Below are 25562 nucleotides of genomic sequence, written 5' to 3'. Positions count from 1 at the left end.
CTTACTGCCCGCGGCGTCGGCCATTGCCCCGCAAAATGGAAAATCCCTTTTCGGGGAGGAACGACCGGTATTGTTGGCGAATCCGCAGCTCCTTGTTAACATAGATGCAGAAAGCGTTTGATGACATCGCAGCAAAGGATGATATGGATATGAACAAAAGAGTGCTTGTGGTCGATGATGAATCCAGCATCGTCAGCGCCATTTCTTATGCGCTGCGGCGCGAAGGGTATGAGGTGGAAACGGCAAATGACGGGGAAGAGGCGCTCCTTAAAGTCGCTTCATTCCACCCGCGGGTCATGATTCTGGACGTGATGATGCCCAAACTGGACGGGTATGGCGTATGCCGCAGGCTGGAGGATCGGGAGGATATCGGCATCATCCTGCTTACTGTCAAAAACGACATCGTCGACAAGATCGTCGGTCTGGAGATGGGCGCCGACGATTATATGACCAAGCCGTTCGAAATTCGGGAATTGCTTGCCCGCGTGAAGGCGTTGATGCGTCGTGTGGAGAAGAGTGCCGCTCCTGCTCCGGCAGAGGATGCAAAACAGGTTCTTATTAACGGCAACCTGCGCATTCACGTGGCGCATCGCACCGTGACGCTGGGTGGGGAACGGGTAGAGCTCACGCCGAAGGAATTCGATCTGCTCGCCATCCTGATGTCCCATCCGGAACGTGTTTATACGCGGGACGACCTGCTTGACCAGGTGTGGGGAATGGAGTACGCGGGCGGAACCCGGACGGTGGACATCCATATCCAGCGGCTGCGCAAAAAGATCGGCGATACGGATCAACGCAAGCTGCAAACCGTCTACGGCATCGGATACAAGGCGTCCGCACCGGAAGCGGGCGGAGCATCATGAGAGCCGGCATCAAGCTGAAGTTTAGCGGTTTTCTGGCTGTGCTTCTGATCTTGACGGTAGTTGTGCTGAGTTATCTGGTGCTGCGCGGCATCGAGCGTAATCAGCAGGCCCAGATCGAGGGCATTTTGTCGCAGCAGACGCGTTTGGTCAATTTGAACGTAAGGCAATCTTATTATACGGAAGCGGTCCGGATGGAGCCGTCGGCTTTTCTGCAGCAGAGCGGCCGCAGGCTCGCCCAGGAGCTGGCCAATTCAACCGGGCTGCCCATTACCCTATATGACCTGAATGCGCGGCAAGTCGGTTCATCCATCATGGCCGGGGATCGCGCAGATGCCGGAGAACTGTTGAGCTATGCTTTGAACAATAAAATCGCTTATCGCGAACAGGGAGAGACGATGCTGTACGTGGCGCCGCTCGACGGCCCGGACGGCCAGATGGGCGCCGTGCAGATCCAGTATTCCGTCGCAAGCTACCATGAGTTCTACGCCCGAATCCGGCAGTTGTTCATATGGGCGGGAATCGTGGTCGTGGCGCTCAGCTTCGGCTTGGGTTACTTGTTCTACAACCGGTTCGCCGTAGCGATCACAAGGCTGAAGTCGTCAGCCGATTCCATTCGGGAAGGGAACTATATCTCCGCATCGCCGGTGAATCGCAAGGACGAATTGGGGGATCTGGGCCAGGGGATCTATTACATGAGCACGTCCATCCAGCAAAATATCGCGGATATGGACGAGGAGCAACGCAAGCTCAAGCTGGCCATCGAGAAGCTGCAGGCGCTGGAACAGCAGCAGAAGCAGTATATCGGCAACATCAGCCATGAGTTCAAGACGCCGCTAACCTCCATTAAGGCGTATGTCGAGCTGTTGGATATGTACAAGGACGATCCCCAACTGTTGGACGACGCAACGAACAACATCGGCAAAGAAACCGAGCGGTTGTACGAAATGGTGGAAAAGGTGCTGCACCTGTTCGCGCTCGAAAAATACGATTTCGAGAACCAGGCAGAAGATGTGGAAATTCGTGCACTGCTTGAAGATGCCTGCGGCCGGATGCGCGGCAAGGCGGAGAAGTTCGTCTTGCGCATGGAGCTGGACGTACAGCCTGCAACGATCCGCAGCGATCGGGAGAGCCTGATGCACATTTTCATCAATCTGCTGGATAATGCGATCAAATATAACGAGCCCGGCGGGGTAATCCGGATCGACGGCGGGCCGCGAATCAAGGAACGTGAGGCGGTCATTCGCATTTTCAACTCGGGAGCCCCCATTCCGGAGGAGGCGCGTGAGAAAATTTTCGAGCCGTTTTATACGGTCAACAAAGACAGGGCAAGGCAATCCGGGGGCACAGGGCTTGGGCTATCCCTCGTCAAACAGTTTGTCGAGAAGCAGGGCGGTGCGATCCGGCTGTTGCCGAATGGCGACCAGAACGAGGAAGGGACGACCTTTGAATTGGTTTTTCCGTTGGCGGACGCAAGTTTACAAGTTGGAAACAACTCGGATTAACTTTCGAAGTATCGGACAGGTATGCTTGGTCCTAGAAAAGCAAATCAGGGGGGGACATCATGGATTGGAAGAAGGCGGCCTTGGGCACGCTTGGGGCGATGGCGCTGTTGTCGGCAACGGCATGCGGGGCGGGAACGTCGGGCGGCAGCACGAATGTTGGCTCGGGAACGGACATTACGGTTAAAGACAATACGAATACATCGGTATATCAGAGCTTCAAACTGGAGAAGATCGACAAGCTGCAAAATATGCGCGGGGTGGCGTGGCTGAACAATGAACTGATTTTGACGGATAAAGAGAACAAATCCTTAAAACCGGTCAACGTCGAAGGGCAGCAGCGTTATCCGCACAATCTGTACATGTACGATTTGGCGAAGGCCAGCGATACGCCGGTGAAAGAAAGCGAAGTGAGCTTGGGCGCACCGCTGGTGTCGCCGGACAGTCAGCATGTATTCTACCGCGAGCCTCAGGAGGCGACAGGCAAAGGGTTCATTTTGAATCTGCACAGCGGAGAGACGGTGCCAACAGGGGATGATGAAGGTTTTGTAGGCGAAGGAGCGTGGCTGGACAACGATCACGTCGTATTTCCGAACATGCAGGGCCAGCTGATTTCGGCGAGCGTGAACGGGGATACCAAAGTGCTGGTGGAGACGGGAAGCTTCAATACACGCAGCATTGCGGCTTCAGGCAGCCTCGTGTATTACATTACGGGTGAGGATGGCCAGTTGAATTCGGTGGATACGGCGACGGGTGAAGTGAAGCAGCTGCTGAAAAGCGTGGAATGGGTGATCCCGTCCACGGATGGCTCAAGGCTCGCCATCGTGAAAAAAACCGCCGACACGAAACGGGCGCTGGTGCTTACTGACCTGGAAGGCAATGAGAAGGCTACGCTTGCGCGCGGTACCCAAATTTTCGGCACAAGCTGGTCCGGCGATGATTCGAAGATCGCCTATACGATCAATTCGGACAACGACAACGAGAAAGGACTGTTCGTGTCCAACACGGAATCCGGAGAGCAATTCCAGATTTCCGCCGACATGGACAACGTCTCCGATCCGCTGAGCTGGAGTCCGGAGGGCAATCGGATTCTGCTGTCTCAGTCCGTGCTCGAAAATGATTCGTACCGTTTCGTAACCTCGATCATTACGATTTCGGAGTGATTGGGCGGCCCATGCAGAAGAGCCTTGTGTTTCGATTCGATTGGATTGACATCGAAACACGAGGCTCTTTTCCGGTTTGGGGCATCAGCCCGTTATGGGAGGTTGATCTGCATCAATACGTTCAGTGCTTCTGCCCGAGTGGCGTTTGCCGCTGGGGCAAATTCGTTATTACTTCTGCCTGATAGGAGGCCGTCTCGTTGCATTGTGGCAACGGCCGTCCTTGCCCATGCCGGGATGCTTGCATCGTCCGCGAACGTAGTCGCTGCATTCCCTGACGTTTCGGCGCCCAATACATTGGTCACGATTACGGCCATCTCAGCCCGAGTGATCGGGTCTTGCGGGCGGAACGAGCCGCTTGCGTCGCCTTGGATGTAGCCCAGGCTTCCGGCTTGTGCTACGGCAGATTGCGCCCACGACCCAATCTCCTCGTTATCCGTGAAATGTGCCGTGGCATCATCAGATTGGAGCTGTAGACGGTTCATCAGCATAACGACGAATTCCGCCCGGGTCACGGCCTTTCCGGGTTTGAAGCTGCCATCGCTGTAACCCTTGACGATTCCTTCGCGCACGGCTTGAATGATGATGTTTTCTGCCCAATGTCCCTTGATATCCCGGAACGATGCGGGTTCTGGTTGTTCGGGCTGGGCGACGGCAAATACAGCAAATTTGGTGAAATGATCCACATTGACCTGAATGCGCGAGCCCTGAGTGCTTGAAGCTCCCGCAGGCGTCCATATCTTCTGCCGTTCGTCGAAATACATGATTTCTGCCCGTTCATTGCTTGCCAGCAAAGCGGTGTCGAATGCCATGTCCAGGTTTACGGGCACGCCGAAATGATCGGGGGAGTCCTTCAGAAGTTCGTACACGGGACTCAGCAAACGCTTCTGATTGGTCAGCAAAGCCTCCGGATCGGCAAGCTTGTTGATGGATATGACCATTGCCTGCGGCGAGGCACCTTTGGGAATATTCATCGTTATTGCTGGTCCGAGGCTGATCCGCCCTGGCTGCCCTGCGGCAAGAGTCAGGCGTCCATCGGTGGAGACGGCTGCGTCGGAGGAACTTTGGGTGGAAACGGAGCCGGAGCTGCCCGAACTACCCGAACTGTTCGAACCGCCGGAACTGCCGGAACTGCCGGAACCGCTGCTGCCTCCGCCTTCAGATCCTCCACCGGACCCCCCGCCAGTATTTTCCGCGGGAATTGCTGCCCATTTGGCGTACAGCGTCAGGTCGCTGGTAATCGTCGTGTTGTCGAAATCAAACGCCTGCGTCAGTTCCGAATCGGTGAACCAACCGGCAAAGGTATACCCGTTTCGGGAAGGCGCGTCGGGGCGATGAGCGAAGTCGTTGTAATCGACCTGTTGTCCATCGACCGCCGAGCCGCCGTTGGTGTTGAACTGCATGTTGAAGGAGCGGACTGTCCATTTGGCGTACAGCGTCAGGTCGCTGGTAATCGTCGTGTTGTCGAAATCAAACGCCTGCGTCAGTTCCGAATCGGTAAACCAGCCTTCAAAGGTATATCCGGTGCGTGAAGGCGTGTCGGGGCGATGAGCCAACGCGTTGTAGTCGACCTGCTGTCCGTCGACCGCCGAGCCGCCGTTGGTGTTGAACTGCACGTTGAAGGAGTCGACTGTCCATTTGGCGTACAGCGTCAGGTCGCTGGTAATCGTCATGTTGTCGAAATCAAACGCCTGCGTCAGTTCCGAATCGGTAAACCAGCCTTCAAAGGTATATCCGGTGCGGGAAGGCGCGTCGGGGCGATGAGCGAAGTCGTTGTAATTGACCTGCTGTCCGTCGACCGCCGAGCCGCCGTTGGTGTTGAACTGCACGTTGAAGGAGCGGACTGTCCATTTGGCGTACAGCGTCAGGTCGCTGGTAATCGTCGTGTTGTCGAAATCAAACGCCTGCGTCAGTTCCGAATCGGTGAACCAACCGGCAAAGGTGTACCCGGTGCGGGAAGGCGCGTCGGGCTCCGCCAACCTGCTCGCATAGCGAACGCTTTGGGCAGGGGTACTTGTACCCCCGCTGCTGACAAAGGTGACGGTTCGCGGCGTATAGTATTTGAACGCGACTGTCGTTGTGTTACCTGCGGCGTCGGTTACAACCAGGACATGTGTTCCTTCACGGCTTACCGTTCCACCGCTGGCAAAAGGAGAACCGTCCAGCGTGGCAGTCCCCTCGTTAAAGGCAATGGTTGGCGCTGTCTCATAGACGGCATCATCAGCAACCCCTATGACGACAGGAGGGGTGCTGTCGATGACAAAATGCACGGTTGTGGTGCCGGCATTGTTGGTGACCGCCAAGGTGTAGCTGCCCTCACCGGTGATGGAGGTACCGCTTGTAAAAGGAGAGCCGTTTAACAGTGCGGTGCCGCCGTAAAACGCAGGCGTAACCGGACCGTTGTAGGTCGTTTGGTCATTCACTCCGGTAATGACCGGTTTATTTGTCGCGGTAACGGTGATCGTGACTGTTGCCGCGTTGCTGTCGCCTATGCTGCCGCTGCCAATATACTGGAAACTGTCACTGCCGGAAAAACCGGCATTCGGCGTATATATAAATGCTCCGTTCGAATCGAATGTAATGGTCCCGTTCGTTGGAGATTCGTGCAGTCTTGCCGTTGAAACGTTGATATCGTTGGCGAGAACCCCTGGTGACGCAACGGTTAGAGTCGTGCCCCCATTGGTTAAGTATTGATCGTTATTGGCCAACGCCCGATCACCGATCGGGGAAGCGCCTACCTTGGAAATATAATAAATGATGCCAGACGGGTCGCCGGTGAGGTCGGGAAGTTTGAACCCAGTCATTCCATCCCCGCCGTACCGGTTTCCGAGCAGGTCGAATAGAGCCCGATTGGCATTGATCGTCAACAGCGTTCCATCGGCTTGAATCCATTCCGGATTGCTCACTTGCACGGGCATCGGAATAATCTCGCCCATGTATTCGTCCCCTGTTCCGCCAGTTAGTGGGGAGTAGGTGCTATTTGTGAAAATCGCATAATGAAGCGGGGTTTGCTCATTAGTCGGCAAGTTAGGAAGCTGGAACGTAGTTTCTCCATCTCCGCCGTATTTCTTGCCGATCAGGGAATAAAGCGACGGGAAACTGGCAATCTCTAAGGTCTGCCCTTCTGCCGTCAGCCAGCCGGAAGGCGAAAAATAGTAAGGGAACAAGCGAATTTCGCCCAGGACGGCATTGGCTATGCCGCTTCCTTCTTCTCTGGATGGAAAAATGCCGTTTGTGGCGATATAATATCTGGTACCTCCCGGAGCCTGGTTGGACAAATTCGGTAAAACGAATGTCTGATTGTCACCCACGCCGTAATTGGCTCCCAGCAAGGAAAATAACTCGGTGTTGGAAGAAATTGCGAGCAGTTGGCCTTCGGCCGGCACCCATCCGTTAGGCGCAGCATCGTAGGGGAACAGCCTGATTTCTCCAAGAAGAGGTTCTGCTGCCGCCGCGTGGGCACGAGGGGTGACGGGAAGGACCGATGAAAGCCCGCTTATGGCAAGCAGAAAGACAAGCGACAGAATGCCCGCTCTTTTGATTCGTTGTGCGATCACAAAAGTTCACTCCATTTTCTCGATGAATGTGTTAATCCTGACTGACTAATGCAAATATTCGGTGCTGCGAAACCATTGGGCTCTCTTGTTCTGAGTTCAGTGTAATGAATTCGCCCTCAAAAATGAATGAAATTTTAATTATTCCATCTCTGATATATTTATCGGTTGCAGCGAATCAAATGAAGAGACCCCATCGAATCGTATTTGTCACTTCCATAACTTGCATCCCTTTCTATACATTAATATTGACTAAGGTATGGCGCTCCGATAAACTAAAGGGCAGGAATACAGGTCGAAGCTAAGGACAGCAGTTCGAGACATGGTTTCGGGCGGCTGTTTCTTTTTCTTTTTCATCATATAAAAACAGGAACAGGTGATACACATGTGCAAGAGCGCGTACCGCGTGCTTTTATATTATAAGTTCGTGAAGATCGATGACGCCGAGGCGTTGACACAGGAACATCTGCAATACTGCAAGGATCTGGGCGTCAAGGGCCGCATCCTGATTGCCTCCGAAGGCATCAACGGCACCGTGTCCGGAACATGGGAACAAACCGAGCAATACATGAAGGACATGCATGCCAATCCGCTGTTCAGCGACATGGTGTTCAAGATCGATGAAGTCGAAGAGCATGCGTTCAAAAAAATCTTTGTTCGCCACAAGGCGGAGCTGGTGACTTTCCGCGTGGATCAAGAGCTGGACCCGAACGAAGTCAGCGGCAAACGCCTCTCGCCGAAGGAATTCTACGAGCATTTGCAGCGCGATGACGTCATCGTCATCGATGGCCGCAATGACTACGAATACGAAATCGGCCATTTCCGCGGTGCCATCCGTCCCGATGTCGAGTCGTTCCGCGAATTTCCGGAGTGGATTCGGGAGAATCTGGGCGACATGAAAGACAAAAAGATCATTACGTACTGCACTGGCGGCATTCGCTGCGAGAAGCTGACCGGCTTCATGATCAACGAAGGGTTCCAGGACGTGGCACAGCTTGAGGGCGGTATCGTAACCTATGGTAAGGACCCTGAGGTGCAGGGCCGTCTGTTCGATGGCAAATGCTATGTGTTCGACGAACGCATCTCCGTGCCGATTAACCGTACGGATGAAGATATCGTTATCGCAAGCTGTTACCACTGCGGAACGACGCATGACCGATATATCAACTGTCCAACCTGCAACCTGCAGCACGTATGCTGCGAGGATTGCGAAGAGACGCATAACCGCTTTTGCTCGGATGCCTGCCGGGAGGCAGCGCCCGTACACGCATAAGCCTGAGAGCAGGTGCTGCACGTGAAGCATGAAAATGAAATGACGACGCGTGAACGGATTTTGTTCATGCTGAAACGGCAAGGCACGTTAACCGCCAGGGAAATGACGGCGGAGCTGGGTTTGACCGGCATGGCGATTCGCCGCCATCTGTCGGCGCTTGAGCAGGACGGCCTGATCGAGGTGCGCGAAGCGAGGGCGACGGCTGGCCGTCCTTCCTCCGTGTACCATTTGACGACGCGAGGCGACGGTTTTTTTCCGAAATCCTACCCGGCGCTTACGCTGGAATTGCTGGAAGAGCTGAACGAATCGGTTGGCGGCGATATCATCGGCACGCTGTTCGAGAACCGGCGCGACAAGCTGCTGCGCAGCGGGATGCCGCAGATGGAAGGCCGGGACCTGGCCGGACGAGTCGAGGAACTGGCGCGCATTCAAAATGCAAACGGTTATATGGCCGATTCTTCTGCGGAAGAAGACGGCACGTACGTTATCACCGAATTGAACTGCCCGATCGTACAGGTGGCCAGCGTGCACAAGCAGGCCTGCCGCTGCGAGCTGGAGCTGTTCCGTTCGCTGCTGCAAGCGGATGTGGAACGAACGGAATGCTACGCCGACGGCGGCAAGAAATGCACCTATCGGGTACGTGAGGCGTCGGGAGAATAAAACGAACAACGGGGACTGTTTTTGTCCGGGGCGTTCTCCTCTTGTAGTAAGCCATGTTAGAACTGGCTTATACATCGAGGGGGTGCTGCCGGAATGCAGTCCTTTTTGTATGGACGAAGCTTGGCCTTTGTGGGGATTGAAACTTGCGGGCAGCTTCCTGTTAATCGGCCAAGTGTTTGCAATTTAGCTGTAATGAACCTGAGGCGTCTTATTTCGGGTGAATTTCGCTAGTTTTTGTGGTTACGAATCTCAGGCACGCTATTCACCATCGTGTCGTCTATATCTCTCATGTTGCCTACAATAAGGTGTCTGAGGTTTGTTAGGATGCTGGGAGGGCGGAAATCGTCTGAATAAGGTGCGAGAGGTTCGTTAGGGGTAGGGGGAGAGAGCTCATCAATCTCTTTCCATGCACTAAATGATGTATTTAGCTGTCCGTAGATTTGTACGGATGGCTTTTTGGTGTGTCATGTTTCCTCTCACGTGTGAGCGAAAAAACAAAATTGGAAGCGCATCAACCATTGACGGGAAAGAGGACTCACCTTAATATTAGGGAAACACAAAATTCACACACGGGCCATGGACTTCAGTCGCATGCGAAAAGTCTGCATTTGTCTACTTTTGTCGATCAAAGCAACAATGCGTTGAAGCGTTCGTTTTGTCCCGCCTTGTCGCATCACTCGGTTGATCGCGACAAGGCTCACAAATTTGAGAAGGTAGAGAGGGGTTATCACATGAAAAAAAAGTTCTGGATGTCTCTGATGATGGCTGCAACCATGATCGTCGCCGCAGGCTGCGGCAACAATGGCAGTAGTTCGAATACCGCTTCCGAGGGAACGGGCAATGCCGGCGAAGGAAGCACCGAGAAATCGTACCGCATCGCCATTTCGCAAATCGTGGAGCATCCGTCGCTCGACGCGACTCGTGAAGGATTCATCGCTGCATTGAAGGACGCGGGAATCGAAGAGAACAAAAACCTGACGATCGATTACAATAACGCGCAGGGTGACTCCACCAACAACCTGTCCATCGCGCAGAAGATTGCCGGCGACTCGAAAAATGATCTCGTGCTGGGGATCGCCACGCCGTCTGCATTGGCATTGGCCCAACAAGTCAAAGATAAACCGCTGCTGTTTGCTGCGGTAACCGATCCGCTGGGAGCCAAACTGGTCACGGATCTGGACAAGCCGGGCAGCAACGTGACAGGCGCTTCCGACACGAACCCGGAAGCGATCGTGCAATTGGCCGATTTCATCGCGAAATACATGACTGACATCAAAACGGTAGGTTTGGTCATCAACGAAGGGGAACCCAACGCCGTCGTTATGGCAAACAATGCGGAGAAGGCGTTGTCCAAGCACGGCATCAAGCTGGTGAAGGCGGCCGTAACAAACACGTCCGAGGTTAAACAAGCTACCGATTCGCTCGTGGGCAAAGTGGATGCGTTCTACATCACGTTGGACAACTCCGTCGTAAGTGCGGTGGATACGATGATCCAAACTGCAAACCAGAACAAAATTCCGTTCTTCTCCAGTGACCGCGATACGGTCGAAAAAGGCGCATTTGCCACCGTGGGTTTCAAATACTACGATCACGGCTACCAAGTGGGCGAAATGGCTGCCGACATTCTGAAGAACGGCACCAACCCGGGCGAAATGAAAGTAACCGTACCGGACAAACTGGACCTGATCCTGAACCTGAAAGCGGCTGAAGCGCAAGGCATCACGGTAACGGACGAAATGAAAGCCGAAGTGAAGGACCAGGCAGCAAACATCATTCAATAACCGGACGGAACTTGCTCCGGAGGGTCAGATACGAGGCGGACGCTCAGACGGGTTCGCCTCCCTTTTTTCGACAAGTTTCGTCGTGGAATAACGGTAGAACCGAGTATCCGGAATCGGTGTTTGCCATTCGGTGAGAGCGCTAAGTTGGGTGGAATTGCATTGACAGATGTTTCGGTTACAGATGGGAGGAAGCAATATGTTCAGTATCAGCTGGGGTGCCATTGAAGGAGCGATTGAGCTCGGGTTGTTATACTCGCTTATGGCGCTTGGCGTATACATTACCTTTCGGATTCTTGATTTTCCCGATCTTACGGTAGACGGCAGTTTCACGACAGGAGGGGCCGTGGCGGCCGTGATGATTTCCAATGGCTATTCGTCATGGGTGGCTTGCCTGGTGGCTATGGTTTGCGGAATGATTGCCGGGGCCTGCACGGGGTTGCTGCATACCAAGGGCAAGATTAACGGATTGTTATCGGGGATTTTGATGATGATTGCCTTGTATTCCATCAATATGCGCATTTTGGGCGGTGCCCCGAACAAATCCATCATGGGCATCGACAATCCGTTTTCGGGCGAGCATGTCATGGTTATTATCATCATTGTCGTTTTGGTATTCAAGATCATGCTGGACTTGTTCATGAAAACGGACATCGGACTCGCACTGCGGGCAACCGGCGACAATAAACGCATGATTCGCAGCTTTGGTGCAAACACCGACGTGACAACGATCATTGGCGTCAGCTTGTCCAACGGGCTGGTTGCGCTGTCCGGAGCGTTTATCGCGCAGCAATCCGGTTTTGCCGACATTACGATGGGAATTGGCATGATCGTCATCGGCTTGGCGTCGGTCATTATCGGTGAAGCGATCCTGGGGGCGCGCACTATTTTCTGGGCTACCCTTGCCGCGGTTGTGGGCTCGATTATTTATCGCGTCGTGGTTGCCTTGGCGCTGCAGGTCGATTGGTTCGATACGTCCGATCTGAAGCTGATCACCGCCGTCATCGTGATCATCGCATTGGTCATTCCGACGATGCGCCGTTCAATGAAGCAAAAGCGGCTCGCCCGCATGCGTACCCAAGAACTGATGCAGGGATCGGGTCAGCAGATGAAGGGGGGCATGTGACATGCTGGAGATTTCACAAGTAACGAAGCTGTTCAATCCGGGTACGACCGACGAGAAGACCGCGCTGGTTGGCGTGAACCTGACGATGAAACCCGGCGATTTCGTCACGGTGATCGGCAGTAACGGCGCAGGGAAATCGACCTTGATGAACATCATCTCGGGTGTCATGAAGCCCGATACGGGAGATGTGCGAATCAACGAACGCTCCATCAAACATTTGCCGGAGCATCGTCGCAGCAGCTGGATCGGCCGGGTGTTCCAGGACCCGATGGCAGGAACCGCTCCGCATATGACGATCGAGGAAAATATGGCGATGGCCTATAAACGGGGAAAAGGGCGTGGACTCAGCTTCGGCGTCACTCGGGCCAAACGCGAGCTGTTCAACGCGCAGCTGGTGAAGCTGGGCATCGGTCTGGACAAACGTCCGAACGCCAAAGTTGGGCTGTTGTCCGGCGGCGAACGTCAGGCGCTAAGCCTGCTGATGGCGACGTTTACCCAGCCGCAAATTTTGCTGCTGGATGAACATACGGCGGCTCTGGACCCGGCCCGTGCCGAACTGATTACGGAGCTGACCGAAACGCTGGTGCGCGAGATGCGGCTGACCACCTTGATGGTTACCCACAACATGGAGCAGGCCATTCGTCTTGGCAACCGCCTGATCATGATGGATAAGGGCCGCATCATTCTGGATGTAAGCGAAGAGCGCAAGCGCACGCTGACCGTACCCGAGCTGCTGGGCGAATTCGAGCGGATCAGCGGCAAAACGCTGGCCGATGACCGCGTGGTGCTGGGTTAATCCCAAAAACGCAACAATCAAAAATGATGCCGATTGCAGCTCTGCTGCAGCGGTGATTCCCCCTTTTGCATTTCTGCAAAAGGGGTTTTTGTGCAGACTGTGCGATGCACGGCTATAATGGAGTATACATTTTATGAAAATCCCTATGGGATGACGGCATATATTAGGAGGCGCTGTGCATGTCATTGCAATTTGACGAAGGATCATATACCGTAACGCGCCGTACCGAATCCATTCGCCTGTTGGCCAAGGAGTTTGCGCTGCTCCGCTTTCTCTACGAAAACAAGGAAAAGGCGTTTACGCGCAGCCAGCTGCTTGACCGGGTATGGCCGCTGGAGTATCCAGTGGAGCGCACCGTGGACGACCATGTCTATCGCCTGCGTAAAAGGTTAAGGGACTGGGAAGAGGTGATGATCGAAACCGTGCGCGGTTACGGCTACAGATTGACGATCCGTATGCCTGTTCATGCCATGCCTGCCAATCCTTCCGAAGCGGATCAGGAGCTGCGCGAAGCCGTTCATGGCCTGTTTCGCAAATATCATCTGTTCGGGCAGGGAAAATCCATGTTGACGCTGATCGAACAGCAGGATGTGCTCGGCATCCAAATCGACCCGTTCTACCGGCTGTATATCCGCTTTGTGCAAGGGGATCTGAAATGGCTGGTCACCACGAAGGAAATTCCGTTTGAGGATCGCCTGTACTGGCTGCTTATCTTCATGCATGCCTTGACGGAACCCAAGGAAACTCTACGGCTATATGAAAAAGCATTAAACTCACATGCTTTGTCGGCGGATCAGCAGCGGGAGCTGCGCATTCTCAACATTGTTGAAGTTTATGCGGAAACAGGACTGTATGGGCGCGCAAGATCGCAATTGGTCGAAACGTACGAAGTGATGGAACGGGACGGCCTGGTGAACTTCAGGCTGCCGGTTGCGTTAGCGCGGCTCTATGTCGAGCTGTGGGGCGGGAGTGAGGATGCCGTGGAACCGTTGATTGCGTCGTTGCGTGCCAGTTTGAAGGAAGCTCCGTATTTGCGAGAGGTCGGACGATTTCAGGTCATGGAAGGCCTTTGGTTGCTGAGACAGGGCAGGCTGCGCGAGGCGGAGCCAAGGCTGGATGACGGATTGGACGTGTTGAAAATGTCGCTGAATGCGCCGTTGGTCCTGAATTCGGCTTCGCAGATTCTGCTGTTTATGGATCATCATCACATTGAGGGCCGTTTGCGGCGAAAATACAAGATCGTATCCGAAGAAATCGCCAAACACTATGAAGTTCCGGTCTATAGACAACAAATGCTGGATGAAGTCCGCACATTTTTATCCTCGTTTTCCCCGGGCCAAGGCCTCTGATATTCCTCTGATATTGCTCCTATATGATCACAGTCATAAGAGATGCAGCCGTCCAGGCTGCTGGACTGGATCAGGAGGAGACTAACATGACAACAATACCTGAAGAAAAGCATGCCGCCCATTCATCGGCTTCGGCACCCCAAGGCAGCTTGTGGAAAAATATACGATTCGTGCGGTTGTTCCTGGCCTACGCGCTGGCCACGTTCGGCGACTGGTTCGACGCACTCGCCATCCAGGTCATGATTGCTTACCGCTGGGGAGCAGATCCGCTGATTATTGCTCTGGTTCCCGTATGCATGGCCATTCCGGGCATCCTGTTCGGCTCGATTGCAGGCACGCTGGCCGACCGGTGGCCGAAGGTGAACATCATGCTGATTTGCGATGCGGCGAACGTGCTGCTGACCGTGGGCATTCTGTTCGCGCCAGGGCCGGGCTGGCTGCTCCCATTGCTCGGTGCGAGAGCGATGATGGGCGTGTTCCACATTCCTGCACAGCAGGCATTGACACGCCAAGTCGTGTCGGAAAAACACCTGCTGCAGGCCACCTCGATGAACGGCTTTGTTGCCCAATGCTCCAAGGTGGCAGGGCCATTGCTCGGTGCCGTGATTTTGGCGGTATTTTCGCCGCAAATCTGCATTGTCGTCAATGCCTGCAGCCGCCTGCTTTCAGGGATGGTCTTGTGGCCGTTAAGGCGTTTGACAGAGAAGGCGAAGACTACAGATGTCGACCTAGTGGCTGGGAACGATCAAACACGGCAGGCATCGTGGATAACGCAGTGGAAGGAAGGATGGATTTTTTTGCGCAGCAAACCGGCGGTATTCCGGACGATTTGGTTTGGCTGCACAGGACTGTTGGCCATTCTTATGATCGATTATCAATTCGCCACCCTCTTTCGAAGCATCAAGCCGGACAACGAGGTGCTGGTCGGCTGGCTCGGAGCTTCCGCAGGCGCAGGTGCCGTAGCCATCATCATGGTGCTCAATCGTTTGTCACGCATTAGTTACGGTTGGGGGCTTGGGGGAGGTTTTCTGTTGATCGGTGCGGGGATCGCCGGACTTGGCTGGCTGGAACCGTCTACGCATGAAGGGTGGATCATCTTCTGGGGACTATGCATCGGTCTCGGCAACGGCTTGTCCATGGTGACCATGAATTATTTGCTGCAAAAGGAAAGCCCGCCGGACATGGTGGGCAGGGTATTCGGCATTCAGAATTCCATGTCGAGCATCGTGCTAGTCGCTGCCCCGCTTGCAGGAGGTGTTCTGATTCAGGCTGCCGGCCCTGGTTTGACCTTTGTCTACATTGGGGCAGCAACGTTTCTCATTGGGTTGGTTGGGGTTGTGCTGCAGCGACTGTTATGGGGTGCAACGGGGAATCAGCCGGTTCGATTTCCTGATATCCAAGATTAAATTTTTATAAATTGTGTGACCGCCATCACTTTTTTTTGTGGACATGCCAAAGTTTGTGATAATTGTCACATGTGCAAATTTAGCGATCTGGCACAATAACGTTCATTAGGACGTGTTTGGCAGGGTGAGGCAAAGGAGACAAACCGATGCCAAACGCGAAAATTTTGCATGTGAACAGAAAGAAGGGGTAAGTTATGGATCCGATTATGCTATCGCGTATCCAATATGCGCTTACGACGATCTTCCACTTTTTCTTTGTGCCGCTGTCCATCGGTTTGGTGCTGCTGGTCGCAATCATGGAGACGTTGTACGTCGTCAAAGGCAAGGAAATTTACAAGACGATGGCCAAATTTTGGGGCAAGCTGTTCCTGATCAATTTCGCCGTCGGGGTAGTTACGGGCATTCTGCAGGAATTCCAGTTCGGCATGAACTGGTCCGAGTATTCCCGCTTTGTGGGCGACGTGTTCGGCGCACCGCTCGCCATTGAAGCATTGCTGGCATTTTTCATGGAATCGACGTTTATCGGATTATGGATTTTCGGGTGGGAGCGCTTGTCCAAAAAGGTGCATCTGGCCTGCATCTGGCTGGTGTTTACCGGCACGTTCCTGTCCGCGCTGTGGATTTTGGCGGCGAATTCCTTCATGCAGCATCCTGTCGGATTCACGATCAACAACGGCCGGGCCGAGATGAACGATTTCTTCGCCTTGATTACCAATGGGCAGCTGCTGGTCGAATTCCCGCATACGATCTTCGGGGCTTTGATGACAGGAGCTTTTGTCGTGACCGGGATCAGTGCGTTTAAGCTGATGAAAAAGCAGGATGTGGACGTGTTCCGCAGATCGTTCCATATCGGCATCGTCGTGGCGCTGGTTTCTTCGATCGGGGTAGCATTCTCCGGTCACTTCCAGGCGCAGTACCTGGTCGAAACACAGCCGATGAAGATGGCTGCCAGCGAAGGAACGTGGACGACGACGGAGGATCCTGCCCCATGGACAGTGGTTGCCTTTATCGATCCGGACAAGCAGGAAAACTCGGGCGAACTCAAAATTCCCGGGCTGCTGAGTTACCTGTCTTACAGCAAGTTTTCCGGCAGCGTAACGGGCATGAAGGAGCTGCAGGCCGAGTATGAACAGAAGTACGGACCTGGCGATTACATTCCGCCTGTGCGCACGACGTTCTGGAGCTTCCGCATCATGATTGCTGCAGGCGGGTTGATGATCCTGCTTGCGCTGTACGGCTGTTACCTGGCACTTCGCCGGAAACTGGAAGGTGCCCGCCCTTGGTTCATGAAATCGATGATTTTTGCGATTTCGTTGCCGTTTATCGCCAACACGGCCGGCTGGATCATGACCGAGGTGGGCCGGCAGCCGTGGACGGTCTTCGGTTACATGACGACGGAAGCCGGGGTATCGCCCAATGTGACGGCAGGACAGATTTTGTTCTCGACGATTGCCTTTACGGCAGCCTATACGATTCTCGGCATCGTGATGGTCTACCTGTTCGTTCGCAAAATCAAAGCAGGGCCTTACGCGGTCGACCAATCGGAGGAACAGGATGAATCGGCCGATCCGTTCGGCATGGATGGGGGTTATTCAGTTGTCACTAAGTGAACTGTGGTTTGTGCTGATTGCCGTGTTGTTTATCGGCTTTTTCTTTCTGGAAGGCTTTGATTTCGGCGTGGGCATGTCGACAGGACTGATCGCGCGGACAGACCGGGAACGACGGACGATGATCAATTCGATCGGACCGTTCTGGGATGGGAACGAGGTGTGGCTGCTGACGGCGGGCGGTGCGATGTTTGCCGCTTTCCCGCACTGGTATGCGACCTTGTTCAGCGGATTTTACCTGCCGCTGGTCGTGGTGCTGCTTGCCCTGATCGGACGGGGAGTAGCGTTTGAATTCCGCAGCAAGATGAAACACCAGCGCTGGCGCAAGACATGGGACATTATCATTGTTGTCTCCAGCGCCCTGCTGCCGTTCCTGTTCGGCGTAGTATTCGCAACGCTGATGAAGGGATTGCCGATTGACGGTGACATGCAGCTTCGGGCAGGTTTCCTGGATATCGTAAACCCGTACACCGTGGTAGGCGGACTTGCCGTAACGATGCTATGCCTGGTGCACGGCCTGTTGTTTGCTTCGCTCCGCACGGTCGGACCGCTCCGGGAACGCGCGCTGCACATGGCCCGCAAACTGATGCTGCCGCTGGCAGTCGTTCTTGCGCTTTATGCCGCATTGACCTATTTCATGACAGACATGTTTGACGTCCGCGGATGGGCGCTTTGGATTCTGGTGGCGCTTGGTGCCGCTGCCCTCGCCGCCGCTGCCTATTTTGTGCGGCAGCAGCGCGAGGGATGGGCTTTCGGCATGACGGGTGCCGTCATTGCGATTTTGTTTGCCTCCGTGTTTGTCGGATTGTTCCCTAGAGTCATGATCAGTTCGTTAGGAGAAGCGTTCAACCTCACGGTACATAATGCATCGTCGGGCGCTTATTCCTTGAAGGTCATGACCATCGTTGCCTGCACGCTGCTGCCGTTTGTGCTGGGATATCAGATCTGGAGCTATTACATTTTCCGCAAACGCTTGAACGAGCAGCATCACCTGGAGTACTGAGATGGGAAGGGGGCTGCTGAAGCTGCCGGGCGTGCGCCCTGTGCTGGCACTAGCATCGGCGTTGGTGCTGCTGCAGGCCATGGCCATCATCATGCAGGCCAAATGGCTGGCCCAGGCCATCACCGCTTTATTTGAAGGTGCTGCCGTATCGTCGCAGTATCCTGTACTGCTGCTGTTCCTGGCCGCATTTGCCGCCCGTTACGCGATCTCCTTCTGGTTGCAGTTGATCGTGTCGCGATATGCAGAGAAGACGGGAACCGACTTGCGCAGGCAGATGGTGGAGCAATGGTTCCGGCTCGGGCCGCGTTTTGCCAAGACGGAAGGAACGGGCCATTTGGTCACGCTGGCGCGGGAAGGGACAACGCAGTACAAAACGTATTTGGAGCTGTTTATCCCCCGCATGCTGGGCATGGGACTTGTTCCATTGGTCATATTGTTGTATGTGTTCAAGCTGGATGTGATGTCCGGGATGATTCTGGCCGTAACGCTGCCCATCCTGATCGGTTTTCTCATTCTGCTCGGTTTGGCGGCGCAGCGGAAAATCGACTTGCAGTTCAAGTCCTACAAGGCGCTGGCAAACCATTTCGTGGATACGCTCCGCGGCCTGGAGACGCTTAAAACGCTTGGACAAAGCGGCAGGCACGCCGGGACGATCATGCGGGTGAGCGAGCGCTACCGCAAAGCGACGATGTCTACGCTGCGGATGGCGTTCCTGTCTTCGTTCGCGCTGGATTTCTTCACGATGCTGTCGGTCGCTTCGGTGGCGGTCAGCCTTGGGCTGCGCCTGACAGAAGGAAGCATACTGTTGGCTCAGGCGCTGACGGTGCTTATTTTGGCACCCGAGTACTTTTTGCCTGTGCGCATGCTGGGAGCGGATTATCATGCAACGCTGGACGGCAAAGAGGCCGGAGAAGCGATTCGCGACATGATCTTGAAGGGGGAATCTGCCGAGCAGAAGCAGAAGGAGGCTTATATCTACGCATTAAACCATCAGCCGGCATCTGACACTATGGATGAAGGGGATGCGGCATTGCCGGTATGGGATACAGCCAGCAGGTTGGCATTAAGGGATGTACAGGTCAGCCATCAGGACGGTGGACCAACATCCTTGAAGGACGTGACTTTCCAGGTTACCGGCATGGGCAAGGTCGGAATCATCGGCGCGAGCGGGGCGGGCAAATCCACCCTCGTTGACGTGCTGGGAGGTTTCGTGCTGCCGACTTCCGGGCAGATGCTGTACAACGGCCGCCCGTTGTCTCTGGAGATGACAGAGGCCTGGAGGCGGCAGACGGCGGCCATTCCGCAGCATCCGCATATTTTCAGCGGCAGTCTGGCAGATAACGTGCGTTTTTATAGGCCCGAGGCTTCAAATGAAGAGGTGTGGAGCGCCATTCAGGCTGCCGGATTAAGCCATCTGGTTTCGACCTTGCCAAGGGGAATCGACGAGCTGATTGGAGCCGGGGGCAGACAGCTTAGCGGCGGGCAGGAGCAGCGCGTGGCGCTGGCACGGGCTTTAATTAGCAAACGCCCTGTGCTTTTGCTGGATGAGCCAACAGCACATCTCGATGTCGAGACGGAATACGAGCTGAAATCGACAATGCTGCCATTGTTCAAGGAAAAACTGGTGTTTCTGGCGACCCACCGGCTGCATTGGATGCCGCATATGGATCGCATTATCGTCATGGAGAACGGCACCGTGGCCGAGACGGGAACGCATGAACAATTGCTGGCCCAAAAAGGCGTATATTATGAGATGGTTCAGGCTCAGATGGAGGCGGTGTAACATGCAAGGTAGATATGAAGGGGAGGCAATGGAAGGCAAAGCGCCACGGCGTGGCTGGATTGCTCCCCATGCGTTCCGGCATCGCTGGCGCTTCGTGCTCGTTATAGCGCTCGGCACGCTTGCTGCGCTGTGCGCGGTTATGCTGCTGTTCACCTCCGGCTATCTGATCTCCAAGTCTGCCCTCCGTCCGGAAAACATCTTGATGGTGTATGTGCCGATTGTAGGCGTGCGTGCATTCGGCATCTTTCGGGCGGTATTCCGGTATGCCGAACGTCTCGCCGGTCATGATGCGGTATTGCGCGTGCTTGCCGATCAACGCGTGAAATTGTACCGCATCCTTGAACCGCAAGCCTTGTTCCTGCGTTCCCGCATGCGGGCCGGGGATGTACTGGGCGCATTGGCGGATGATGTGGAACGGCTGCAGGACATCTACCTGCGCACCGTATTCCCGGCGGTTACCTCGCTGATTCTCTATGCGGCAGCCGTGGCGGCGTTTGGCAGCATGGACCCGGGATTCGCGCTTTGGATCGGTCTGTATCTGCTGGTTTTGGTAGGCATCCTGCCCGCCTTGTCCCTTAAGATGACATGGAAGCTGCATGTGCGGATGAAACGGGAAAACGCCAACCTGTACACCCGCTTAACGGACGGCGTATTGGGATTGGGCGACTGGATGGCCAGTGGACGCGTACGCGAATTCGTCCTGCAGCAGGAGGCGGAGGAAGGGCGGGCCGATGAGGTTCGCGGCAGATTGCAGCAATGGACGCGCTGGCGCGACCTGCTTGCCCAGTGCGTTATCGGCCTGACGGTCTGCTCCGTCACCATCTGGGCAGGCGGACAAGCCTTTGCCGGGCATGTCCCGGCAGTGATGATCGCGGCCTTTGCGCTGGTCGTGTTTCCGCTTGCGGAAGCGGTACTGCCCGTGTCCGAAGCGGTCCAGCATATCCCGAGGTATCGGGAATCGCTGGACCGCTTGCGGCGGTTGGAAGGTACCGAGGGCGAACAAGGGCAGCAGAAGGAAGCCGAGCCCCGCCTGGAGCGCATGTCGCCGAATCCCGCCGAGCCAAGCCTGGAACGGCTGTCTGACCATCGCATCCGCATTCGGATTCATCCGAAGCACAAAGCGGATATCCGCCTGGACCGCGTCAGCTTTCGCTACGGCCAGGATGACGAGGACGCTGTGCATGAACTCACGCTTCATCTGCCGCAAGGCAAGCGACTGGCGATCCTTGGGCGGAGCGGCGGCGGCAAATCGACGCTGCTTAAACTTATTCAAGGCGCGCTTGAACCATCCGCCGGAAAAGTGTTATTCAACGAACAGCCTGTACAGTCCCTCGGCGAGAGCCTGCCTGAGGTGATTTCCGTATTAAACCAGCATCCGCATCTGTTTGATACGACGGTGGCAAACAATTTGCGGATCGGCCGTCCGGATGCGACAGACGAACAACTGCGCCGCGTTGCAGCCCAAGTAGGGCTTGCCGACCTCATTCAGTCGCTGCCCCTGGGTTACGAAACGCCGATGCTGGAGACGGGCCAACGATTCTCGGGCGGTGAGCGGCAGCGGATCGCGCTGGCGCGGGTTCTGCTTCGTGATACGCCCGTTGTCATCCTCGACGAACCGACGGTAGGGCTTGATCCGATGACGGAACGCGCGCTGATGCGCACGATGCTGGAAAGCATGCAGGGCAAAACGATGATCTGGGTGACCCATCACCTGATGGGCGCCGAACAGATGGATGAGCTGATCTTTATGGAGAACGGGCGAATTGCGATGCGGGGCTCCCACGAACAGCTGCTGGCGAAGGAAGAACGATATCGTCGCTTGGTGGAACTGGATCGACCGGGATGGGCGGGAAACGCTAAACGGGAGCCTTGGGCACAGACCTGGCAAAAGCCCGAGCCGCTTTTCAATCGGAAGATATAAGCGATGATCTGCATGAAGCCTTTTTTGTGAAGCCTTCTTGAAGTCCCTTTAATGACGCAAAAACGCAGCAAAGCCCGCTTCCTTTATGGAATGCGGGCTTTGCTTGTACCGGGATCAGCGAATACGGTGGGATATTCGCGCCGGCCTGTTTTTGCAATGGGATCGAATCAGAAAAACTTCTCCAATTGTTGGGCGATTTCCTCATTGGAATTGCCAACGGTCGTTTGATACTGCGGCTTCTCGAACAAAGCCTGAATCTGCTCAGGGTACTCCTGCTCGATGTTCACGAGTGCAATCGATTCGTTGAATTTAGCCGGATGAGCAGTGGCCAAGGTCACGTTGATTTCATCCCGGCTGCCGCGATGCTCCGCGGCCACAACGCCGCAAGAAGTATGCGGGTCAAGCAGGTAGCCCGTGCCGGCATGAATTTCGGCGATTTTATCGAGACACTCCTGGTTTTTAACGCCATAAGCTGCAAAATCGCGCTGAACGATGGCCAGTTTGTCCTCAGGGATGACCACTTTGCCTTCGTTTTTGAATTGGTCCATCAGCGCAACAACCGCGGAGGCATCCTCTTGGTACAGATAGTACAGGTAACGCTCGAAGTTGCTTGCCACCTGAATGTCCATCGATGGGCTATGCGTGCTGCGGAATGCGCCAGGCTGATAAACGCCTTCGCTGACGAAGCGTTCCAGGATATTGTTTTCATTCGTAGCCAGGATGAGTTTGCCGATCGGCAGTCCCATCCGTTTAGCCAGGTAACCCGCGAAAATGTCGCCGAAATTGCCTGTCGGCACGCTAAAGTTAATCGTAGCTCCGTTCGCCTTGTTCAGACGGAAGTATGCGTAGAAATAATACACGGTTTGTGCCAAAATACGGGCGATGTTAATGGAATTGATGGCACGCAAGTGATAACGATGCTTGAAATCAACGTCTGCGAACAGTTCCTTGATAATGCGCTGGCAGTCGTCGAAGTTGCCGTCGACGGACAGGTTGAGCACGTTGTCGCTGTGCACGGTCGTCATTTGCAGCTCCTGCACTTTGCTGACTTTGCCGTGCGGATGCAGGATACAGATCCGGATGCCTTCCTTGCCGCTTACGCCTTCAATGGCGGAAGCGCCGGTATCACCCGAAGTAGCGCCGAGTATGTTGACTTTGATGTCGCGTTTGCGGGAGACGTAAGCGTACAGGTTGCCGAGGAATTGCAGAGCAACGTCCTTGAAGGCAAATGTAGGCCCATGGAACAGTTCCAACACGTATTCGTTGTCTTGCAAGTGCCGCACTGGCGTTACTTCCGGATGACGGAACGTGCCATAGCTGTCGTCTACCAGTTTCCGAAGGTCGTCCTTCGGAATGTCGTCACCAATGTATAGCGAGAACACTTCCGTAGCGAGCTCCTGATAGCTGAGCGACTGCCAGGATTGAAGTGTTTCGGATGATAATTGTGGTATGGCCGTCGGTACGAGCAGGCCGCCGTCGTCGGCAAGCCCCATCAAAATGGAGTCCACAAAACCGATGCCGCCGACATTTCCCCGTGTGCTAATAAATTCCATAGTCATCCCCTCAAGTTACTGAAATTTTTTGCTATTATACCAGATGTGAGAGGGAATCCCTATCTTTTTAGCCCAAGTTTGGCTAAAAATTTTTTTATAGCAACGCGGTGATGCTTTTATGAAGCTGAGGATTTAGCCGTTTGCGGTCCTGCTGTGCGGCGATTAACCAGCACGATGCTGAACAAAATCAGGACCAGGCCGGCAATCAGATTCAGGCTGACGCTCTCGCCGAACATGAGCACGCTGGTCAGGATGGAGACCAGCGGAATCAGGAAGGTGAACGAACCGACCTTGCTGGCTTCGCCGGAGCCGAGCAGTTTGAAATACAGCAACCATCCCAGCGCGATGACCAGCAGTGCAATGAACAATGTGTCCAGCATGAACGGAATCGTCCAGCGCACCGAGGCCCAGCTCTCAGTGATGCTTCCCGTGGCCGTCAACACGATGCCTCCGGCCAATACCGACGTTGCCGTCATCCATAGCCCGTCGACGCGAGCCGCATTTTTTTTCATATAAATCGCGCCGAGGGCCCAGCTAATGGCAGAGGCCAGCGCCAACGCGATGCCCGCTGCCGAGACGTTGCCCGTGATGCCTCCGATGCTGATCGTGGCGACCCCTGCGAAGCCGAGCACCAGTCCGACGATTTTGATGGCATTCATCGACTCGCCCAGCCATAGCCAGGCTCCAATGCCAATCAGCACGGGCTGCAGGAAAACGATGGAGGAGAACAGGCCTGCCGGCGCATGGGCCAAACCAACGGTCTGAAAACCGTAGTAAAACACGATGTTCAGTAGTGCGGACAGGGCATACACGGGCCAGTTCTCCTTTAGCCGCAGCATGCGCAGCCGCGGAAGGGCGATGAGCACGAGAATGACGCCCCCGATCAGCAGGCGGAAGCCTGCAAACAGAAGCGGAGGCATAAAGATTAACCCATACTTCGTGAGCGGCCAGTTCCAGCCCCACAGGAGGACAAGAATGCCGAGATATACGTTCGTTTTGAAACGGGAAAGCTGCATGTGAATCCCTCTTTTCCTTAATTGCACCTGACACGGACGCATGATAGTCACGATGTATCGTCCTGATGGATGATACTGTATACTACATGGTACAATATAAACACCCATGATTGAAATGCATGTTATTCATAAGGAGTATAACCATATTGTTATGAATAGAGCACAATTGGAATTATTCGTTCAAGTAGCCGAAACCGGCAGCTTCACCCGGGCCGGGGAAAAGCTGAACATCACGCAACCTGCCGTCAGCCGGTCCATCTCCGCATTGGAGAACGAGCTGGGCGTCAGGCTGATGATCCGCGACCGCCGCCAAGGACTGATGCTGACCGATATCGGCAGCCGCCTGCTTGTCCAGAGCCGCGTCATTTTGAAGCAGTTTGAACAGATGGAACAATTGGTCGCTGCCGAGAAAGGGTTGGAAATCGGCAAGATTCGCATCGGATCGTTCCCAATGACGTCTACGCACCTGCTGCCACGCGTCATTCGCGACATTCGCGAACGTTACCCGGGCATTGAATTCGACTTGCGTGAAGGAACGGTAAACGACATTAGGGAGTGGCTGGACCAACGCGAAATCGATGTCGGCCTGATTATTGCATCGGAGCAGGGGGAATTCGAGAGCATTCCGCTGCTTGAAGAAGAGATGCAGCTTGTGTGCAGAGATGACCATGCGCTGGCAAGCGAAACCGTACTGTCCATCCGCCAGCTTGAAGGCGTGGCTTTCATTATCTGCAACGGCGGTTACGAGGTGCCGATCTATGACATCTTCCGGCGCAGCAAGGCAGGACTGAACGTCAGTTTCACGGTCCATAACGTCAACGCTTGCCTGAACATGGTTCAGGAGGGGCTCGGCGTGGCATTGCTGCCGACCATGCTTCTCGCCGGGCTGCCGGCAGAACTGAAGGCCATTAAGCTGGAGCCTAAAATCTACCGTGAGGTAGACCTGGCCTTGCCTTCGTTTGCCGAAGCATCCAGTGCGACGAAATTGTTCGTAGAAACCGTGCAGCGGCTGTATGGAAGGTCTGGTCGCAGCGGCAGCAACAACGTCATTCAAAACGGCCTGATGTAAACTGAAGAAGGCGGTGGGGGTAGCGACAAGTTCAGATGAAAGCCAAAAGGAACGATTCCCTGCGGGAATCGTTCCTTTCTGCATGCTTCAGGTTGCCAAGCCACACGCTCTAACATCGACTGAATATTGCAAAGTCTGGCAGACGC

General features: G+C 54.7%; 18 protein-coding genes. 15 read left to right on the top strand and 3 right to left on the bottom strand.

What is annotated here, in order from left to right; translation table 11 throughout:
• Positions 1–149: 149 nt before the first annotated feature.
• From MKY59_RS29635 to MKY59_RS29625, 3 genes are read left to right on the top strand one after another with little or no spacing between them, the layout of a single operon-like run.
• Positions 150–863 carry a response regulator transcription factor gene (locus tag MKY59_RS29635; RefSeq protein ID WP_236413314.1) on the top strand — a complete coding sequence of 238 codons (714 nt, stop codon included), beginning with the start codon at positions 150–152 and terminating at the stop codon, positions 861–863.
• Positions 860–2365 carry a HAMP domain-containing sensor histidine kinase gene (locus MKY59_RS29630; protein ID WP_339275154.1) on the top strand — a complete coding sequence of 502 codons (1506 nt, stop codon included), beginning with the start codon at positions 860–862 and terminating at the stop codon, positions 2363–2365. Before MKY59_RS29635 ends, MKY59_RS29630 begins: the two co-directional genes overlap by 4 nt.
• 59 nt (positions 2366–2424) lie before the next feature.
• A complete protein-coding gene (locus tag MKY59_RS29625) occupies positions 2425–3525 on the top strand; it encodes a hypothetical protein (RefSeq protein WP_236413312.1) in 1101 nt (366 codons plus the stop codon).
• A 92-nt stretch (positions 3526–3617) separates the two neighbouring features.
• On the opposite strand, the gene MKY59_RS29620 is transcribed toward MKY59_RS29625, so the two are convergent.
• Positions 3618–7079 (bottom strand): InlB B-repeat-containing protein, encoded by a 3462-nt coding sequence (locus tag MKY59_RS29620; RefSeq protein ID WP_339275152.1) that lies wholly within the window; start codon positions 7077–7079, stop codon positions 3618–3620.
• A gap of 382 nt (positions 7080–7461) precedes the next feature.
• Here MKY59_RS29620 and MKY59_RS29615 point away from each other — a divergent pair, with 382 nt between their 5' ends.
• The 11 genes from MKY59_RS29615 to cydC all read left to right on the top strand — a co-directional run bounded on the left by MKY59_RS29615 (position 7462) and on the right by cydC (position 21778).
• On the top strand, positions 7462–8349 hold the full coding sequence (locus MKY59_RS29615) for a rhodanese-related sulfurtransferase (RefSeq protein WP_339275150.1): 888 nt from the start codon (positions 7462–7464) through the stop codon (positions 8347–8349).
• 21 nt (positions 8350–8370) lie between these two features.
• Positions 8371–9009, top strand: coding sequence for a winged helix-turn-helix transcriptional regulator (locus tag MKY59_RS29610; protein WP_339275148.1), 639 nt, complete (start codon positions 8371–8373; stop codon positions 9007–9009).
• Positions 9010–9740: 731 nt separating this feature from the next.
• Positions 9741–10790 (top strand): ABC transporter substrate-binding protein, encoded by a 1050-nt coding sequence (locus MKY59_RS29605; RefSeq protein WP_339275146.1) that lies wholly within the window; start codon positions 9741–9743, stop codon positions 10788–10790.
• A 196-nt stretch (positions 10791–10986) separates the two neighbouring features.
• Positions 10987–11913 (top strand): ABC transporter permease, encoded by a 927-nt coding sequence (locus MKY59_RS29600; RefSeq protein WP_236413306.1) that lies wholly within the window; start codon positions 10987–10989, stop codon positions 11911–11913.
• Between the two features lies 1 nt (position 11914).
• Positions 11915–12709 carry an ABC transporter ATP-binding protein gene (locus MKY59_RS29595; protein WP_236413305.1) on the top strand — a complete coding sequence of 265 codons (795 nt, stop codon included), beginning with the start codon at positions 11915–11917 and terminating at the stop codon, positions 12707–12709.
• A 179-nt stretch (positions 12710–12888) separates the two neighbouring features.
• Positions 12889–14058: a winged helix-turn-helix domain-containing protein gene (locus MKY59_RS29590; RefSeq protein WP_339275144.1), complete on the top strand. Its 1170-nt coding sequence runs from the start codon at positions 12889–12891 to the stop codon at positions 14056–14058.
• A gap of 86 nt (positions 14059–14144) precedes the next feature.
• Positions 14145–15464: an MFS transporter gene (locus MKY59_RS29585; protein WP_339275143.1), complete on the top strand. Its 1320-nt coding sequence runs from the start codon at positions 14145–14147 to the stop codon at positions 15462–15464.
• A 194-nt stretch (positions 15465–15658) separates the two neighbouring features.
• Entirely contained in the window at positions 15659–17074 is a 1416-nt protein-coding gene (locus MKY59_RS29580) for a cytochrome ubiquinol oxidase subunit I (protein WP_236413302.1), read from the top strand.
• Complete coding sequence (gene cydB, locus MKY59_RS29575) at positions 17019–18074, top strand: cytochrome d ubiquinol oxidase subunit II (protein WP_339275142.1); 1056 nt, start codon at positions 17019–17021, stop codon at positions 18072–18074. The genes MKY59_RS29580 and cydB overlap by 56 nt, the downstream gene beginning before the upstream one ends.
• 1 nt (position 18075) lies before the next feature.
• The gene (gene cydD / locus MKY59_RS29570; RefSeq protein WP_339275141.1) at positions 18076–19857 is read left to right on the top strand and encodes a thiol reductant ABC exporter subunit CydD; all 1782 of its coding nucleotides are present in this window, start codon (positions 18076–18078) and stop codon (positions 19855–19857) included.
• 1 nt (position 19858) lies between these two features.
• Positions 19859–21778 (top strand): thiol reductant ABC exporter subunit CydC, encoded by a 1920-nt coding sequence (gene cydC / locus MKY59_RS29565; protein ID WP_339275139.1) that lies wholly within the window; start codon positions 19859–19861, stop codon positions 21776–21778.
• Positions 21779–21945: 167 nt separating this feature from the next.
• Here the strand turns inward: cydC and thrC are convergent, their stop codons facing one another.
• Together thrC and MKY59_RS29555 are read right to left on the bottom strand one after the other, a co-directional pair.
• The gene (gene thrC / locus MKY59_RS29560) at positions 21946–23331 is read right to left on the bottom strand and encodes a threonine synthase (protein ID WP_339275138.1); all 1386 of its coding nucleotides are present in this window, start codon (positions 23329–23331) and stop codon (positions 21946–21948) included.
• 116 nt (positions 23332–23447) lie between these two features.
• Positions 23448–24347, bottom strand: coding sequence for a DMT family transporter (locus tag MKY59_RS29555; protein ID WP_339275137.1), 900 nt, complete (start codon positions 24345–24347; stop codon positions 23448–23450).
• Between the two features lie 151 nt (positions 24348–24498).
• Between MKY59_RS29555 and MKY59_RS29550 the strand changes: the two genes are divergently transcribed.
• Positions 24499–25416 (top strand): LysR family transcriptional regulator, encoded by a 918-nt coding sequence (locus tag MKY59_RS29550; RefSeq protein ID WP_339275135.1) that lies wholly within the window; start codon positions 24499–24501, stop codon positions 25414–25416.
• The last annotated feature ends 146 nt before the right edge of the window (positions 25417–25562 follow it).

Source organism: Paenibacillus sp. FSL W8-0426, from assembly GCF_037969725.1.
Taxonomy (GTDB): Bacteria; Bacillota; Bacilli; order Paenibacillales; family Paenibacillaceae; genus Paenibacillus; species Paenibacillus hubeiensis.
This window is presented reverse-complemented; position numbering and strand designations above follow the sequence as displayed.

Excerpts from the sequence above, each read along its gene's own strand:
- MKY59_RS29600 (WP_236413306.1), top strand. The coding sequence starts at position 10,987 with ATGTTCAGTATCAGCTGGGGTGCCATTGAAGGAGCGATTGAGCTCGGG.
- thrC (WP_339275138.1), bottom strand. The coding sequence starts at position 23,331 with ATGGAATTTATTAGCACACGGGGAAATGTCGGCGGCATCGGTTTTGTG.
- MKY59_RS29555 (WP_339275137.1), bottom strand. The coding sequence starts at position 24,347 with ATGCAGCTTTCCCGTTTCAAAACGAACGTATATCTCGGCATTCTTGTC.
- MKY59_RS29630 (WP_339275154.1), top strand. The coding sequence starts at position 860 with ATGAGAGCCGGCATCAAGCTGAAGTTTAGCGGTTTTCTGGCTGTGCTT.
- cydB (WP_339275142.1), top strand. The coding sequence starts at position 17,019 with ATGAATCGGCCGATCCGTTCGGCATGGATGGGGGTTATTCAGTTGTCA.
- MKY59_RS29585 (WP_339275143.1), top strand. The coding sequence starts at position 14,145 with ATGACAACAATACCTGAAGAAAAGCATGCCGCCCATTCATCGGCTTCG.
- cydC (WP_339275139.1), top strand. The coding sequence starts at position 19,859 with ATGCAAGGTAGATATGAAGGGGAGGCAATGGAAGGCAAAGCGCCACGG.
- MKY59_RS29590 (WP_339275144.1), top strand. The coding sequence starts at position 12,889 with ATGTCATTGCAATTTGACGAAGGATCATATACCGTAACGCGCCGTACC.
- MKY59_RS29580 (WP_236413302.1), top strand. The coding sequence starts at position 15,659 with ATGGATCCGATTATGCTATCGCGTATCCAATATGCGCTTACGACGATC.
- MKY59_RS29615 (WP_339275150.1), top strand. The coding sequence starts at position 7,462 with ATGTGCAAGAGCGCGTACCGCGTGCTTTTATATTATAAGTTCGTGAAG.
- cydD (WP_339275141.1), top strand. The coding sequence starts at position 18,076 with ATGGGAAGGGGGCTGCTGAAGCTGCCGGGCGTGCGCCCTGTGCTGGCA.
- MKY59_RS29625 (WP_236413312.1), top strand. The coding sequence starts at position 2,425 with ATGGATTGGAAGAAGGCGGCCTTGGGCACGCTTGGGGCGATGGCGCTG.
- MKY59_RS29550 (WP_339275135.1), top strand. The coding sequence starts at position 24,499 with ATGAATAGAGCACAATTGGAATTATTCGTTCAAGTAGCCGAAACCGGC.
- MKY59_RS29635 (WP_236413314.1), top strand. The coding sequence starts at position 150 with ATGAACAAAAGAGTGCTTGTGGTCGATGATGAATCCAGCATCGTCAGC.
- MKY59_RS29605 (WP_339275146.1), top strand. The coding sequence starts at position 9,741 with ATGAAAAAAAAGTTCTGGATGTCTCTGATGATGGCTGCAACCATGATC.
- MKY59_RS29595 (WP_236413305.1), top strand. The coding sequence starts at position 11,915 with ATGCTGGAGATTTCACAAGTAACGAAGCTGTTCAATCCGGGTACGACC.